The organism is Phocaeicola salanitronis DSM 18170, assembly GCF_000190575.1.
Taxonomy (GTDB): domain Bacteria; phylum Bacteroidota; class Bacteroidia; order Bacteroidales; family Bacteroidaceae; genus Phocaeicola; species Phocaeicola salanitronis.
In genome coordinates, this window is the sequence record NC_015164.1 from 2,598,735 (window position 1) to 2,615,000 (window position 16,266).

Genomic DNA, 16,266 nt, shown 5'->3' on the forward strand with positions numbered 1-16,266 from the left:
AAATCAAATTTTTCACCAAACCTCTAACCAATATACTATTCCCTTTTTCATTATCGTCACTCCTCTTGTATATCCATGATTCCAATCCTTACTTAAACCAACACCATATCGAGACAAACAAGAATCAGGCAAAAAATATCCTTTTCTCGCATCAAGAAGATAAATAGTCCCTTCATAAAATTCAGGAACAAATTGATAATGCCATCTACGAAAATTAGGTACCGGATATTTCCCATTCAATCGTCTATTCTTTACAGAATCCTCTTTTATAATCTCAAAAGTTCTATAATCATAAGGAATAAATAAGCAAGTATCTTTAAAATTCAATATTTCTTTTGAGTCAATAGACAATCGCTTTTCTAAAGAATCTACATAGAGTTGATCATCACACACTATTGCCAAATGAATATAACTTAAATATCTCCCACGAGGGAACAACAAATCCGAAAATCCCCAATGCAAACCTTGAGGTAAATCTAAATCTTGCGGGAAATGGGCTACTAAGGAATTTGGATATAAACTTAATATTTCTTTATAATTCCTTTTGTGCTCTTCCGTTGGCGATTTATTTTCTTGACAACTTGTCAAAAATAATAGTATAATTAATAATATCAAAGATTTCATCATTTTTTATATTTTAAAAGTCTACCATTGTTATTTGTAGCGGTTGAATACTTTTCCCAACTTTTATATTCTATCACATTACGATAATCTTGTTTCCCTGTTAAAACAGGTTCCATGATACCATAAATATTTTTCATTACACGCATTAACTTGTTTCCCAATGTAGGAGACGAATAAGTATAATAATTCCGAACTACTTTATCGGTTCTTTTACCACCTGTTACAAAGTAATCAAAATAGTTTAAAGGAGAATTTTCCGGATTAGCCAAAACATCAGTTCTTGTATTTATCTTCTGAGTTTTACTCAAAGAAAAGACATCATACATCTCATTTACTATTTCCGTTTCTCCGGTGGTCACAGTTGTCTTATTCTTTCCTGTTGAATAAGGCTGTTCTCTGGATATTTCCGAACTTATCTGTTGGACTGGATTAATGGAATATCCATTTTGACGGGCTTTAAGCTGGGATGCTTGATAATCATAAGATTGTTCTATTATATCCTTCATATCACCCAGCATATTATTGTTACCTATCCTTTCATAAGTCCTATCATTAAATGATATTGTCCGACTATTCAAATTCCTATTAAAATACAATTCACCGGTTTCATGGTAGATATACCAATCAGCACCATCCAAGTCAACATTACATATCGGATTATTGACACAATAAGAATAAGGAGTAAAAGTACAATACTTTTCCGCCATCGGGTCAACAGCATGCCAACGCCCCAAAGCAGCATCATAATGGCGCGCACCATAATCATACCAGTTCAGACCGTTCTTATTATCGAACTCCTTACCATTATACTTATAAGGCTGCACATTGTTCGCTGCCGCGAATACCCCGCCGAAAGGATAGTAATGGTTCGTTTCCTCTACCGTCCCCGTTGAGCTGATAACCACACGGTTATTCCCTTGATGGTCTTTCAGGTAATAATGGTACTTGCTGTCAGCCAAGGTGACATAACCCTCTTCCGTCAACAACAGCTTCTGCGTGCCGTTTTCATAGACCACATTGCCGCAATAGTCAGTCGTGGTGGTCGTACTTCCTGTCTTATGCACCGTGCGTAGCTTTGTGCCATCCGCTGCATACAGATAGGTTATCGTGTTTCCGTTCCCGAACGTGACCTTGCTTGGCAAATTTAAACAATTATATTGAATACCTGTAATGTTCTTGTTCAAATCTTTCGTCAGGTTGCCGTTTTTATCGTATGCATACTCGTTCGCCTGCTTTACGGCATCTTTGAACTCGAAGCCGTTGTTGTAAGCGGTGGTGCTGGTGGCATCGTCCACCCTCGTTACCTGATTACCGCTCAGCATGTAAGTCAGGTTGTCTATCAAGCCGTATGCACTCGATGAAGTCTGGCCATAACGCTGCAAGCCCGTGATGTTGCCGTTCTTGTCATAACCCGTAACCTTTTCCGTAAAGCGGTTCGCGTTGCAGCTGATGTTTGTACCCTCACCGTAAGTGGCGGTGGTCAGACGGTTCAGGTTATCATACGAGAACTTATACCCCCTTGTCACGCTTTCATTACCAGCCTTCCAAGTCAGGCTGCTGATATTGCCGTTATAGCAGAACGTACCGGAACCGTCCGTATAATGAACCGATTGAGTGAACTGGCTGCCGCTGATGCCCGTCAGCCAGTTGCGGATGTTATAAGCGTAGGTCACCTTATTCGATGTGCTGCCGTGGAGGCTTTTCGTCTCCAAACGCTCCAAGCCGTCATACGTATAGCCGGCAAGCGTGACCTGAGTGCTGCCCAATTTATGGGCAACCTTGGTCAGGCGGTCTGCGTTGTCGTAAGTATAGGTGTACACCTCAGTACGCCCCGTCTTCCCGCTTGCCGTATGCGTACGGGTCACTGTTGAGGGATGGCTTGTAAACGTATAGCTCGTGCCCGTCACGTCATAACCCCCAAGCAGGTTGCTCCGCACTTCTTTCACCACCCTGCCACGGTAGTCATAGTAGTAAGCCGCATATTGCTTGTCCATGCTGCCCAGTACCGCCGTAACCGTAGCCGTCAGCAGCCCTTTCGCGTTCACCGTGCCGGCAGGGAAGTTGCTGTTGTTGAAACCGCTTTGGCTGCGGAAACTGTAGTCGTCGTAATAGTGCTGCAACAACACCGTCTTCCCCGAAGATACGTTCTTGTTCGTGCATTCGCCCTGTTCAGTCAGGCGGTCAAGGTCGTCATACAGGTAATACGTCCATTTGTTCGATGCACGCTGGACGCCGTCCTGCGAAAATGTCAGGCGGTCGTCATTGTCGTACACATAAGTCACGGCATCAGCACCCGGAACTTTCTTCTCCACAATACGACCGCGGCTGTCATACTTATAACGGAAAGCGTACTTGTCCGCATCTGCCGTGCTTTGGTACATCGGCTGAAGCACAAAAGCAAGGCGGTCCATCGGGTCATAGACATAATAGGTGTCGGAATATTCGCTGCCCGATACACGGCGGAGTAAGATCAGGCGGTCTTTCACATCCTTAAACGTATAAACCGTATGCCCGTCTTCGTCCGTCTCGCCGGTCACACGGAACGTACCTGCCGGGTAAGTGCCGTCCGCGCTCAGCGTACCCGAAGAACTTACCACATAACGCGTGCACTTCAGTTTCGCATCGCCCGTGCTGTTCACATAATAGCTCCACCCTTTCGGATTGTCCGTAAACTCCCAGCCCAAAGCATAACGCTGGTCAGGATAAGAAAGCAGGCTTCGCTTGTAATTGGTCTGCTCGTAAGGCGCGTCATCATTAAAATAAGATGTGCTTGCGTTACGCAATGTGCTAAGAGATACATACGCTCCGTTATTGCCTGACTTCGGAAACAACGTCCACTGGTTTGTCGGACGGTCCATGTCATCATATTCGGTATAGCTCACCAAATCGGCGGAAGAAGGGCTGCGTCCCTGAAGTACCGTTTCTTCCAATCTACCTAAGTTATCGAAATACTGCACCGTACGCAAACTGTTCGATGAGCTTAGGCTCGAAGCGGAGGATACACCTGTCAGTGAGGTACGTATCCGGATATAATTATGGCTTGTGCTCTGCCCCATAAGCGGAAGGAAGCAAGCCAACTGAAGGGCAAGGATGCCCGCTAATGTCATCTTCTTGTGTCTCATACTAGTAATTTCTTTATTTTATTGTTTTATCGGTTATAATGATAATCATAGCATTCTACAAGCTGCTTCGTGCTGCCGTTCTTGATGAACACCTCCGAAAGCCTTCCGCCCGTGTCATACGTATATCCTGTAACAAAACCTTTAGGGTCGGTCACTTGGGTTACGCCTACCAGCGGACTATAGACGTATGTCGTCACTTCGGCATCCGGAAGGCTGCTACGAAGTCCGTCCACTTTTGTCCAGTCTGACGATGACGGAGCATTCTTCGTGCAAAGGCTTTTGATAAAACTTTCGCCCAACTTCGACTTTACCTCTGCATAGCTTGCGTTCCGTATCTCTGCAACTAAGTGTTGCCCGTTATAGCTCCATAAGTAAACTGTTTCCTGACCGCGCGACACTGCTGACATCGGTTTGCCATTGTCCGTCAGATTACCCAACCAAGTATGGGGCTTGAAGCTACTCTGATACGATGAAGAAGTCAATGGAGCAGTGGCTTCCAACGTATATAAAGCTTTCGGCACGACAACACCCAATGTGTCCGTGTATTCCAACCGGGCACCTTCCGTCACCTTGCCATCCTTCAGCAGGAGTGTTTCCAAAGGAACGCCGATGAGATGCAAATTCTGCATCTTGCGGGATACTGCATCCGACTTATCGCCCGCATACACATACTTCTTGCCGTAGCTGTCCGCACTTGTAGAAGAAGACGAAACCAGCGTTTCTTCTTCAGCCAGTTGCTTATCGCCGTTATATTCGAAACGGCTGTCTGTATACACCGAAGCACCGTTCCGGTAATCTTTGATAACTTCACCCGTCTTATAATACTGCTTTACCGTATACGAATAAGGATGTACGGCGGAAGCCCCGCTGTCGAACATAAAACCATATACCGCTTGCGAACTTTGGTTTCCATAACTATACGTTACCTCTTTATCCAACGAACCGCTGCCATTATAGGTCTCCACAGAAGACGGAAGCCCGTTCATATAATTAACAGATGTTGGCATGAACGGATAATCGCCCAATGAAGACTCTTGCGAGTTAAAGTAACGGTACAATGTCTTGCCATAAGAGCCTACAGTTTCCGTCACGTTATCATAGCCTACCATGTAACCGTGTTTCAAAGTAGAAAGCGGAATGCACGACTCGGACAATTGAACCAGATAACTGGTCCGGCTTGTAGAAGACGTTCCGTCCAGGCATACATAATCTTTCAGGTAATACAACGACGGTTCTATCAACAATTTGCCTGTAGGATAACTGAACGTGCGTGTCCGGGCATCCGTACGGATTTGCTTGATGCGCAAGCCTCCGCCTTCCTTTACGCTTCCGGTTTGCGTAACCGTGCTTTCATACTGAGCCGTAAAGCCATAAAGCACGTCTGCAGCCTGGGCAATCAGTTCCAGCTTATATGTACCTGCGGTCAGGTAAAGCGTCTTCACCGGATAATCATACGAACCTCCGCCGCTTTGCAGTTCACCGGGCATACCATAGGCTAACAATACTTCGCCTTTACTATTTGTCAAGCGAAACACAGGATAATTGTCCGCATCATCGTACCGGATACTCGTATCCCCCTGCGAAGTCATGCAATCCGCCCAACCGGTAATGCGCACATTGGTGCTTTTCCCCAACGTAATGGTTTCCGTATCTGTACGCGGATAATCCTCGTAGAAATCATCGTTCACATACTTGTATGCCATTAAGTTGCGGGTTTCCTGAGTAACGGTAGTCCCCGTACTGCTTCCGGACGTGTACGTATTCGATTCGTAGGTAAAATCCGTCTCGTTACCTGTAGGACCGGTTATCTTGCCAAGCATATACGTATCCGCAAATTCCGATACGGCATCTTTGCTCACGCCACTATAAACCCTACCGCCGTAATTGGCTGCCGAATAATAGGTGTCGCCATAGACCTTTCCATTCCAATACCCCCAATAATCTGTATTTCGCGAGTTCTTGGCAGGCATCGTCTTATCCTCCAAATAAGAGAAGTCATATCCGTAATCCGGAACGGTTACATCCGTCAAACTGTTCAACTTCAACCGTTTGAACACATGAGGATAATCACCGGTATAGCTCGAATTAAAATACCCGTAACCGAAAGAATATTCTTTTATCCGGTTACCCGACGAATCAGAAACTTTCAAACTATTGAGCTTCTGTGGAGCACCGGCAGTTCCGCTTCCACGCACATCTTCCCTGCTTCCGCAAGTGAATGAAATACTGCCTCCATCCCAAGAAATGCCAGACAAACGAAGACTTTCTACCACCGTCTTATCACATGTAAACTGCACCGAAGCACCCGGACCGCAACCTGTCGCACCGCTTGAGTCCAAAGTCTCGTATGCTTTACACTGCTCTTGGGCAGGAGACTGGTAAGATTCCTTTGCATAAGTAAAACGAATTGTCCGGTTAGTAGGCGTAATGATTTGACTCAAATACCAACTGGAAGTAAACCTGACCGGGCTTTCATACAAATTCAGATTACTTTCATCGTATTTGCCACCCGAATTCCGGTTCAACGAACCGTTGCGGTGATAAGACGAAGTGACTTCATAATCCTGAAAAACATACTGGCACCCGTCCGGAGCAGTCAACTTGAAATATTTCTTGCTTCCATCGGCAAGCACTTCTATCTTTACATTCGGATCCCAGTCCAGCAATACTGCTCCTCTGGATTTATCAAGCAGGAATTTGCCCGAAGCACCCGGATAAGTAAAACTGAACACATCCGGTTCAGAATCAACCACCAACACTTTCTTTACCGCCGAACCTTCCATTGTTGTGGCATACAAACTGGATAGTTCCGGATTGCTAACTTCCGGACCTGTGTAATAACCCGATTTCACGGAAATTCCCGGATAGGTGTATTCATTAAAATCATCGTAACACTTCAGGGTGCGCGAAATGACACCGCCCACATTCAGCGACCATCCCAATCCGACCCAAGAAGCTTCTTGAGCAACCCGAATGCCGGAAGCATGGTAATTTAACGAAATAGGAAACTTATAACCGTCCACTTCTATTTCATATAATGGGATGGAAATCTCAGGAACGCCTGTATAATAAGATACCGGATAATCGGCATATGCAATCAGAGAACTGACGGTAGGAGAAGCCGGTACATACGTAGGCAACTCACTTTGACCGTTTACTGGAGACACAACAGTCAGCATCGCCGCAAATAACGATGCCCAACCGGCACGTTTCTTATTTTTATTCTTATCTTTCATCATAAATCTATGTTGTTTCGTTCATTTATGCGGAAGTGCGCTTTCACACTCCCGCTTTTTAATATCACTAACTAGTTCATCGCATTCGCGCCCAAAGCGCCGGCTATGGCAGATGCCACGGCAATGATTACCTTCAACACCAAATCCCAAACTCCTTTTTTCGTCATACGCTATTCCTCCTTTAATTAAATTGTTAGTAAAATTCGTTATTATTCCGTACGCGTACTTGCAAGAGTTAATATTTATTCGTTTCTTTGCACTAACTAACTCTTACACGATGCAAATATACTAACTATTATTGATAAAACAAGAGCTTTCGATTAAAATAGTTAGTATTTAGCAGAAGTTAACTAACTACACACAAACTTACATTAGTATATAAGCGTATGGAAGGATGGGAAAGAATCAAATTCATTATGGAAAAGGAAGGGTATAATAAGAACTCGTTCAGCTACGCCATCGGGATGAGCAACAACGTGACGATAACCCGGCTGATTAACGAAAAGCGGAAACCCTCGCCAAACACCTGCGCCAAAATAGCGCAACGGTTCCCTCAGTACAATCCGGAATGGATACTGAACGGAACAGGAAACATGTACCGGACAGAAACAGGAACGCATATAGAAGATCCAAATACAGCAACAGAAAAAGCTGTACATCAACTAATCGCAAGAAATGAAGGCAGACAAATAGAAAACGCATTATTCATGAATGTGCCGCTCATACACGTCCGGGCACAATGCGGATACCTGAACGGATACGGCGATAAAGAATACATCGAATCCTTGCCCACGCTTCCCGTAATTGTAGACAAGACTTATCACGGCAATTATCGTCTGTTCGAAGCAGAAGGAGACAGCATGGATGACGGAAGCCGGCACTCTATCTGCGACGGGGATATCGTGTTGGGACGGGAGGTACAACGCCCGCTGTGGCAATACAAACTCCACATCAACGACTGGTATTTCATCATTGTACACCGCACGGAAGGTATTTCCATCAAGAAAATCATCGACCACGATGTGGAGCACGGCATAATTACCTGCCATTCGCTGAACAATATGTTCCAAGATTATAAAGTACCTCTGGACGAGGTGGCAGAACTGTTCAATCTGATTAAAATCGTAGACCGGAGCGCAAGACTATAAGCCTGCTTTAAAAAAGGAGACAACATTCTCATCCGGTTTAGATATACTAAAACTACAGTTTCAGTGCATTGAAACCATAGTTTCAGCCTACCAAAACTATAGTTTCAGCATATCTAAACATACATGAAACTACATCTTGCCTTAGAAGCTGTTTTGAATTTATCGTGCGATGATTTGGGATGAGTTTTTGAGGCATTTTCGCTTTTGTGATGAGGAAGATAGCGGGCTATCTGACGAAGAACAGGAGCGGAAAGGACCAAAAAATCGCCCAAAGCACACACGAAAACGGATACATCAAGCCAAGAAAAACTTTTTGGAGAAATTCAAAACAGCTTCTTAAACAAGCTGATAACCTGATTATTGAACCGAACTGTCTTAAAGCATCGGATGACCTGCATTGCCTGGCCATCCGATGCCTTATCCGTTTATGAATCTGCCCGCGAAAGCACGCTTTTCTTCGAAGGCAATACAACGTGCAAGACGATATAGCCCAAGATACCGGCTAAGACCGTTCCGGCAAGCACGCCCAATTTGGCTTGATTCAAGAGGATTTCATCTGACGCTCCAAACGAAAGGTTAGCGATAAAAAGCGAGACGGTAAAGCCGATACCGCCCAAAAGAGAGACTCCGGCAACGTTTTTCCAATCCATCCCCTGCGGAAGCGAAGTGACCCGCATGCGGACCGCCAGCCACGTAAAGAGGTAAATCCCCACAAACTTGCCCAGCACCAAGCCCAGCACCACGGCATACGTCACCATGCCGGCTATCTCTCCGCCCCCGCCCGAAAGCGTAATGCCCGCATTGGCAAAGGCGAAAAGCGGCATAATCAAGTAGTTCACCATTCCGTGCATACGGTCTTCCATAAACTGGAGAGGCGAAATCACCTTATCGGAAGCCGACTCGATGCTCTTCAACACATCTATCTGATTCGGAGTCAGAAGAATGCTGCTCTTGTCGAAATGCGGGAATTCGGTAATGTTCTCACGGATGCGCGTGATGTATTTCTTCACGTTCAGGCACGGGATGGAAGGAATCGTGAACGCCACCAGTACACCTGCAATCGTAGCATGCACGCCCGACTGAAGGAAAAGATACCACACCACGATGCCCGACACACAATAGAACGTGCGCGACATAACCTGCATCCGGTTGGCTATCAGCAGGATGGCAAGAATCACGAATGCAGCCAGCAGATAGCCGCCAGCCAAATGAGACGTATAGCAAAAGGCGATAACCAGAATGCCTCCGATGTCATCGACCACGGCAAAGGCGGTCAGGAAAATCTTCAGGCTCAGGGGTACACGCTTACCGAACAGGCTCAACACGCCCAGGGAAAATGCGATATCAGTCGCCATGGGTATCGCCAGGCCTCCTTCGGCAGGCGTTCCGGCGGTCATCGCAAAGTAAATCGCCACGGGAACAATCATCCCTCCCACCGCTGCGATGATGGGAAGCAACGCCTGGCGCAGGCTGGAAAGTTCGCCTACCAGCACTTCACGCTTGATTTCCAGTCCCACGGAAAAGAAGAATACCGCCATCAAGGCATCGTTGATGAACGCCATCAGCGTCAGAGGCTCGCCGTGATGGCTGAACAGATTGAATCCGCCTACCTGCAACGATACAGGATGGCTCCAAAAAGCGTGATAGGCTTCAGCCCAAGGCGAGTTAGCTATAGCCATTGCCAGCACAGCCACAATCATCAGCACCATACCTCCATTGACACGGTGCTTTAAGAAACTCCGGAACGAGTAATCGAAGGTTTTCAAAATCGGATTGCCCATAGTTCTATCTGTTTTTAATGTAAAAATAAAGAAACACAGATTCACGCGGATTCACGCAGATATTCTTTCTCTTTATTAATTCGCGGAAATCTGCGTGAATCTGCGTTTCTTATTATCACCACCTATACAGAACAAATATACGCTTTTTTTGTTCATTTGCAAACAAAGATTCGTGCAAACATCGGACGAAAGGAATAAGAAACACGCGCAAACGCTTGATTGACTGAATGGAAATTGCTAATTTTGCACAATTATTTTAAATTACGTAATTACATCAAGAATGAACCAAGAATTTGAGCTGATCGCCAAGACTTTCCAAGGGCTGGAAGAAGTATTGGCACAAGAACTCACCGAACTGGGAGCCGCGAACGTCGAAATCGGACGGCGCATGGTATCGTTTACCGGAGACAAAGCCATGATGTACCGCGCCAATTTCTGCCTGCGCACCGCTATCCGTGTATTGAAACCTATCAAACATTTTCAGGCAACCAACCCCGATGAAGTATATGATGCCGTAAAAAGCATCGAATGGGAAAACTACCTGGACAATATGAGCAGCTTTGCCGTAGATGCCGTGGTATTCTCGGAAGTATTCCGCCATTCGAAGTTTGTGGCTTACAAAGTAAAGGATGCCATTGTAGACTATTTCCGTGACAAGACCGGAAACCGCCCCTCGGTACGCATCAACAACCCCGACCTGACACTGAACATCCACATCGCCGAAGACCAATGCACACTTTCGCTTGACAGCTCGGGCGAGTCGCTTCACCGCCGCGGATACCGTCAGGAGCAAGTGGAAGCGCCGTTGAATGAAGTGCTTGCCGCAGGCATGATTCTGATGACAGGCTGGCGCGGGGAATGCGACCTGATAGACCCGATGTGCGGTTCGGGCACCATCCCTATCGAAGCGGCACTGATTGCCAGAAACATCGCTCCGGGCGTGTTCCGCAAAGAATTCGGATTCGAAAAATGGAAAGATTTCGACCAGGAACTTTTCGACTCGATTTATAACGACGATTCGCAAGAACGCGAATTTACCCATAAAATATATGGATACGACAATAGCCTAAAAGCCAATACCATAGCCACAAATAACGTAAAGGCGGCAGGAGTGACAAAGGACATCGTATTGAAGGTGCAGCCTTTCCAGCAATTCGAGCAGCCTGCGGAAAAGAGCATCATCATCATGAACCCTCCGTACGGCGAACGAATCTCATCGGACGACTTGTTGGGGCTGTATCAAATGATAGGCGAACGGCTGAAACACGCATTCGTAGGTAATGACGCTTGGATATTGAGCTACCGGGACGAATGTTTCGACCAAATCGGGCTGAAGGCATCGGTCAAGATTCCGCTCTTCAACGGCGCGCTGGAATGCCAGTTCCGCAAATATCAGCTCTTCGACGGGAAATACAAAGAATTCCTTACCGAAAATCCGGATGTAGAGTTTAAGCCGAAACGGGAAGAAAGACCTGCCCGCTCGCGCCACCATGGAGAAAGAGTGGAATACGGACGGAAAGAAGGCAGAGACCGGTTCCGTAGCGAACGCCGCCGGGAAAACGACCGTCCTGCATTCCGCACCCGTGACGATTTCCGCCAGGAAGAGAATAAGACGGAATCCCGCCCCCGCCGCGCCGGTGAAGGCAAAGAATTCACCCGTGAACGCAAGCGGGATTTTAACCGTGACGAACCCAAACGCTTTCCGCGCAAAGAAGAAGGTTTTGACCGCGAAAAGCCTCGCCGTTCCTCACGGAATGAAGAAAGTGACAAACGCGCACAAAACTCGATAGGCATGCGTTATATTCATCGGCGCAGAAAGCCGGAAGAAGAAAATTAAGTTTGTAAGTTCTCGGGCTTAAAGTTTCAAAAAACCTAAAACTTACAAACGAAAGGACTCAAAAAGCTAAAATCCCAAGCTATATGAAACAGATTTTATCATTTATCGCGATACTCTGTATGACAGTTACCTTATCCGCCCAAGAGAAAAAGGCTTTCACCCTGAACGATGTGATTCCGGGAGGAAGCAACTATTTCAACCTGACCCCGAAAACCATGCCGGGCTTGCAATGGTGGGAAGATGTATGCGTGCGTGCAGACGTGGAAGCAATCAAACGCATCAATAACCGTACCGGCGAAGAAAGCGTGGTGGTGACACTGAAAGAAGTGAACGAAGCCTTGCAAAACGGAGAAAAGCCATACAAACTTTTAGCTCCCATCAAGCCGCTTCACACCCTGCAAGGCGCTTCCCTGCCTTGGGGAAACCGGAACCTCCTGATGTTTTCGGGCTATGTGGGAGATGAAGAAAAAAGTGAAAGCTATGTCTTCTTCTATGACTTTGTCCAGAAGAAGTTAACCAACATGTTCCGCATCCAAGAAGCAAACGCCGCCAACTTTGATTTCTGCAAAGAGAACGGCTATCTTGCTTATACGGCAGGCGACCATTTATATATTGCCAACCACGGAGATTTCTCCACCGCGGTAAGCCCGCACCTAACGGGTGGAAAGGAAATAGATAACGACATCGTTTACGGCCAAGCGGTTCACCGCAACGAGTTCGGCATCATGAAAGGTACGTTCTGGAGCCCGAAAGGCACGTATCTGGCCTTCTACCGGATGGACCAAAGCATGGTGACCGATTATCCGCAGGTGAACACCACCACCCGCATCGCAACCCTCGTGCCCGACAAATATCCGATGGCAGGCATGACCAGCCACAAGGTGACCGTCGGCATCTATCATGTAAAGACGGGAAAAACCATTTACCTGCAGGCAGGTGACCCAACCGACCGTTACTTTACCAACATCAGCTGGTCGCCCGACGAGAAAGACATCTATGTCATCGAACTGAACCGCGACCAGAACCACGCACAACTGGTGCAATACAATGCCGAAACCGGCGAGAAGAAAGGCGTGCTTTACGAAGAGAAGCATGCCCGTTACGTAGAGCCGCAACACCCCTTGGCTTTCTTGCCCTGGGACGAAACCAAGTTCATCTACTGGAGCCAACGCGACGGGTATCACCACCTTTATCTAATGGATACCCAAAAGCCTCAGGCAGGCGAATGGAAAACCGGAAAGGATGCGGACGACACGTATTGCGAATACCTGCAGACCACCCCGCTCACCCAAGGCGACTGGCTGGTGCAGGAAATCTTAGGCTTTAACAAGAAGATGAAGACCGTCATCATCGGAAGCACGGAAATCTCTCCGCTCCAGACCAATGTCTTCAGCCTCGATGTAAAGACCGGGAAACGTACCTTGATAGGCAAACGGGACGGAATGCACCGCGCGCAACTCTCGGAAAACGGAACATTCCTGATAGACAATTTCACGTCGAACGATGTTCCACGTGAAATCAGCATCCTGCCTACCGACGGGAAAAAAGGCGTTACATTGCTTACTGCCACCGACCCGATGAAAGAACAATACAACTTGCCCGAAATCAGCATCGGCACCATCAAAGCCGCCGACGGAAAGACCGACCTGTATTATCGCCTGATTAAGCCGGTGGGCTTCGACCTGAACAAGAAATACCCTGCCATTATCTACGTATATGGCGGTCCGCATGCACAGATGATTCACAACACACGCTTCTATGATGCACGCGGATGGGACCTGTATATGGCACAACAAGGCTATGTAATGCTCACGGTAGACAACCGGGGAAGTGATAACCGGGGCATTCAGTTCGAAAACTGCACCTTCCGCCAATTAGGCGCAGAAGAAGCCAAAGACCAAGTGGAAGGAGTCAAGTTCCTGCAATCACTTCCGTATGTGGATGCCGGAAAGATAGGCGTACACGGCTGGAGTTTCGGCGGCTATATGACCACCAACCTGATGCTGACTTACCCTGACCTCTTCAAGGTAGGCGTGGCTGGAGGTCCGGTCATCGACTGGAAATATTACGAAGTGATGTACGGCGAACGCTATATGGACACGCCGCAAACCAATCCCGAAGGATATAAAAGCCGGGATTTGAAAGCCAAAGCCGGCAATCTGAAAGGAAGGTTGGAAATCATCATCGGCGGAATGGACCCCACGTGCGTTCCCCAACATACGATAACTTTCCTGCGTGCATGCATCGATGCCGGAACGCATCCCGACCTCTTCATCTATCCCGAAGACGGGCATAACATGATGGGACGTGACCGCGTTCACCTGCATGAACACATCACGCGTTATTTCCTTGATTATTTAAAATAACCCGATATGACCCGATTTCACCACAGAGGAAATAATAAAAACGCAGTGTGCTTCTGTGTCCTCTGTGGTGAATAAATATAATAAAAGACATCAACTTAAATCGAACGGATATGAAACTACTGTTATTAGGTTCAGGCGGACGCGAACATGCATTGGCATGGAAAATCGCACAAAGTCCGAAAATAGAAAAGCTGTATATCGCTCCGGGCAACGCCGGAACGCAAGAGGTAGGCGAAAACGTAGCCATCAAAGCCGATGACTTCGAAGCCATCAAACGTTTTGTCCTTGAAAACGGCATCGACATGCTGGTAGTGGGTCCTGAAGACCCGCTGGTAAAAGGCATCTACGACTTCTTCCGCAACGATGAAGCCTTGAAAAATATTCCAGTTATCGGTCCGTCGAAAGCCGGAGCAACCTTGGAGGGAAGCAAGGAATTCGCTAAAGGGTTCATGCAACGTCACGGCATCCCTACGGCAGGCTATAAAAGCATAACTTCTGCCAACCTGGAAGAAGGACTGGCATTCCTCGAAACCCTGCAGGCACCTTACGTGCTGAAAGCCGACGGCTTGTGTGCCGGCAAAGGCGTGCTTATCCTTCCCACTCTGGAAGAAGCTAAGAAAGAACTGAAGGAAATGCTGGGAGGAATGTTCGGAAACGCTTCGGCAACCGTTGTCATCGAAGAATTCCTGAGCGGCATCGAATGTTCGGTATTTGTACTGACCGATGGAAAACATTATAAGATTCTGCCCGAAGCCAAAGACTACAAACGCATCGGCGAAGGCGACAAAGGACTGAATACTGGCGGTATGGGTTCGGTATCTCCCGTTCCGTTTGCCGACAAAGTATGGATGCAAAAGGTAGAAGACCGCATTATCCGTCCCACGGTAGAAGGGTTGGCTGCTGAAGGATTGGACTACAAAGGATTCATCTTCTTTGGACTTATCAACGTAAAAGGAGACCCGATGGTCATCGAATACAACGTGCGTATGGGCGACCCCGAGACGGAAAGCGTCATGCTTCGCATCAAGAGCGACCTGGTAGACCTCTTCGAAGGCGTGGTAAACGGAAACCTCCATGAAAAGACCTTGGAAATCGATTCGCGCTCAGCCGTATGTGTCATGCTGGTATCCGGCGGTTATCCCGAAGCCTATCAGAAAGGATTCCCCATCAGCGGCATTGAAGAAGCCAAAGCAGGCGGAAGCATCGTGTTCCATGCTGGAACGGCAATAAAAGACAGGCAAGTGGTAACAAACGGCGGACGTGTCATTGCCGTCAGCTCGTATGGAACCAATAAAGAAGAAGCCTTAAGACAATCGTTCACCAATGCCGGAAAGATTCATTTCGAAAAGAAATATTTCCGTTCCGACATCGGATTTGACTTATAATCCATGCTATCCGCAAGAAACAGATTCCAATACCATATAGCCACAGGAAGAGGTACGCTTCCTGTGGCTGTAGTTCTTACGCTGCTCATTTGGGCAGCAACCTCGGTACACGACTGGCTTAACATCGGTTCACTACTGGCATTTGGGTTCGCCTCATACCTGCTCCTTGAAACAGAAACCCAATTTGCCTTGATACGCACACGTACCACGCTCCCTGCCGCTTCCTTCCTGCTGTTTTATGCAGCAACGGTATTCCTGCACGAGGCTTCTATAAGCTGTATCTTACCTATCTTTTTCATCCTGATGCTGCTGAACCTTTTCCACAGCTACGAATCCTATCATGCGCCGGGATACTTGTTTCAAAGTTTCCTTTTCTTAGGCTTAGGCAGCCTCATACTTCCACCCTTGGCGTGGATTACACCTTTATTATATATACACACCATCAGTTTGCGCTCGCTTAATGCCCGCAGCTTTTTTGCCGGCATTATGGGATTTACATTACCTTACTGGCTCTTGTTCGGCTACTTTGTATGGACGGACAACCTAAGCGGCATATCTCCTTACCTGATGCGCTTGGCACAGTTCCAACCGATAAATTATAGCATCCTTACCCTCACTCACTATGTCACATGGGGAATTACGCTGTTATCCTCTATCCTTTTTAGCATACTCTATCTCCAGTCTGCCTATAAAGACAAGGTGCAGACCCGCATCTTATTGCGTATCTTTATCTGGATGAGCCTTTGGCTCAATATTCTGATTGCTTT

Annotated in this window: 11 protein-coding genes (1 of these 11 cut by a window edge); 6 read left to right on the top strand and 5 right to left on the bottom strand. The window is 47.0% G+C overall.

Annotation, left to right across the window (positions count from 1 at the left end; all coding sequences use genetic code 11):
• Window positions 1-12: 12 nt before the first annotated feature.
• The 4 genes from BACSA_RS11285 to BACSA_RS20230 form a co-directional block, all read right to left on the bottom strand.
• Window positions 13-627 carry a hypothetical protein gene (locus BACSA_RS11285; protein WP_041584005.1) on the bottom strand — a complete coding sequence of 205 codons (615 nt, stop codon included), beginning with the start codon at window positions 625-627 and terminating at the stop codon, window positions 13-15.
• On the bottom strand, window positions 624-3,746 hold the full coding sequence (locus tag BACSA_RS20615) for an RHS repeat domain-containing protein (protein ID WP_013618230.1): 3,123 nt from the start codon (window positions 3,744-3,746) through the stop codon (window positions 624-626). The genes BACSA_RS11285 and BACSA_RS20615 overlap by 4 nt, the downstream gene beginning before the upstream one ends.
• A gap of 26 nt (window positions 3,747-3,772) precedes the next feature.
• A complete protein-coding gene (locus tag BACSA_RS11295) occupies window positions 3,773-6,985 on the bottom strand; it encodes an RHS repeat domain-containing protein (protein WP_041584006.1) in 3,213 nt (1,070 codons plus the stop codon).
• A 68-nt stretch (window positions 6,986-7,053) separates the two neighbouring features.
• Window positions 7,054-7,149: a smalltalk protein gene (locus BACSA_RS20230; RefSeq protein ID WP_013618232.1), complete on the bottom strand. Its 96-nt coding sequence runs from the start codon at window positions 7,147-7,149 to the stop codon at window positions 7,054-7,056.
• 219 nt (window positions 7,150-7,368) lie between these two features.
• Between BACSA_RS20230 and BACSA_RS11300 the strand changes: the two genes are divergently transcribed.
• Both BACSA_RS11300 and BACSA_RS20235 read left to right on the top strand, forming a co-directional pair.
• Complete coding sequence (locus tag BACSA_RS11300) at window positions 7,369-8,130, top strand: LexA family transcriptional regulator (protein WP_013618233.1); 762 nt, start codon at window positions 7,369-7,371, stop codon at window positions 8,128-8,130.
• Window positions 8,131-8,299: 169 nt separating this feature from the next.
• Window positions 8,300-8,470 carry a hypothetical protein gene (locus tag BACSA_RS20235; RefSeq protein ID WP_158098033.1) on the top strand — a complete coding sequence of 57 codons (171 nt, stop codon included), beginning with the start codon at window positions 8,300-8,302 and terminating at the stop codon, window positions 8,468-8,470.
• Window positions 8,471-8,555: 85 nt separating this feature from the next.
• Here BACSA_RS20235 and nhaA read toward each other — a convergent pair whose 3' ends face one another.
• Window positions 8,556-9,911, bottom strand: coding sequence for a Na+/H+ antiporter NhaA (gene nhaA, locus BACSA_RS11305; protein WP_013618234.1), 1,356 nt, complete (start codon window positions 9,909-9,911; stop codon window positions 8,556-8,558).
• A gap of 280 nt (window positions 9,912-10,191) precedes the next feature.
• Between nhaA and BACSA_RS11310 the strand changes: the two genes are divergently transcribed.
• The 4 genes from BACSA_RS11310 to BACSA_RS11325 form a co-directional block, all read left to right on the top strand.
• Window positions 10,192-11,748 carry a THUMP domain-containing class I SAM-dependent RNA methyltransferase gene (locus BACSA_RS11310; protein WP_013618235.1) on the top strand — a complete coding sequence of 519 codons (1,557 nt, stop codon included), beginning with the start codon at window positions 10,192-10,194 and terminating at the stop codon, window positions 11,746-11,748.
• An 83-nt stretch (window positions 11,749-11,831) separates the two neighbouring features.
• The gene (locus tag BACSA_RS11315) at window positions 11,832-14,114 is read left to right on the top strand and encodes a S9 family peptidase (protein ID WP_013618236.1); all 2,283 of its coding nucleotides are present in this window, start codon (window positions 11,832-11,834) and stop codon (window positions 14,112-14,114) included.
• A gap of 110 nt (window positions 14,115-14,224) precedes the next feature.
• The gene (gene purD, locus BACSA_RS11320) at window positions 14,225-15,499 is read left to right on the top strand and encodes a phosphoribosylamine--glycine ligase (protein WP_013618237.1); all 1,275 of its coding nucleotides are present in this window, start codon (window positions 14,225-14,227) and stop codon (window positions 15,497-15,499) included.
• 63 nt (window positions 15,500-15,562) lie between these two features.
• Window positions 15,563-16,266, top strand: partial view of a hypothetical protein gene (locus BACSA_RS11325; protein ID WP_245546541.1) — the 5' portion only. Its footprint extends 178 nt past the window's final position; 704 of the gene's 882 nt are visible here — the first part of the coding sequence; it begins with the start codon at window positions 15,563-15,565; its stop codon lies off the right edge, out of view.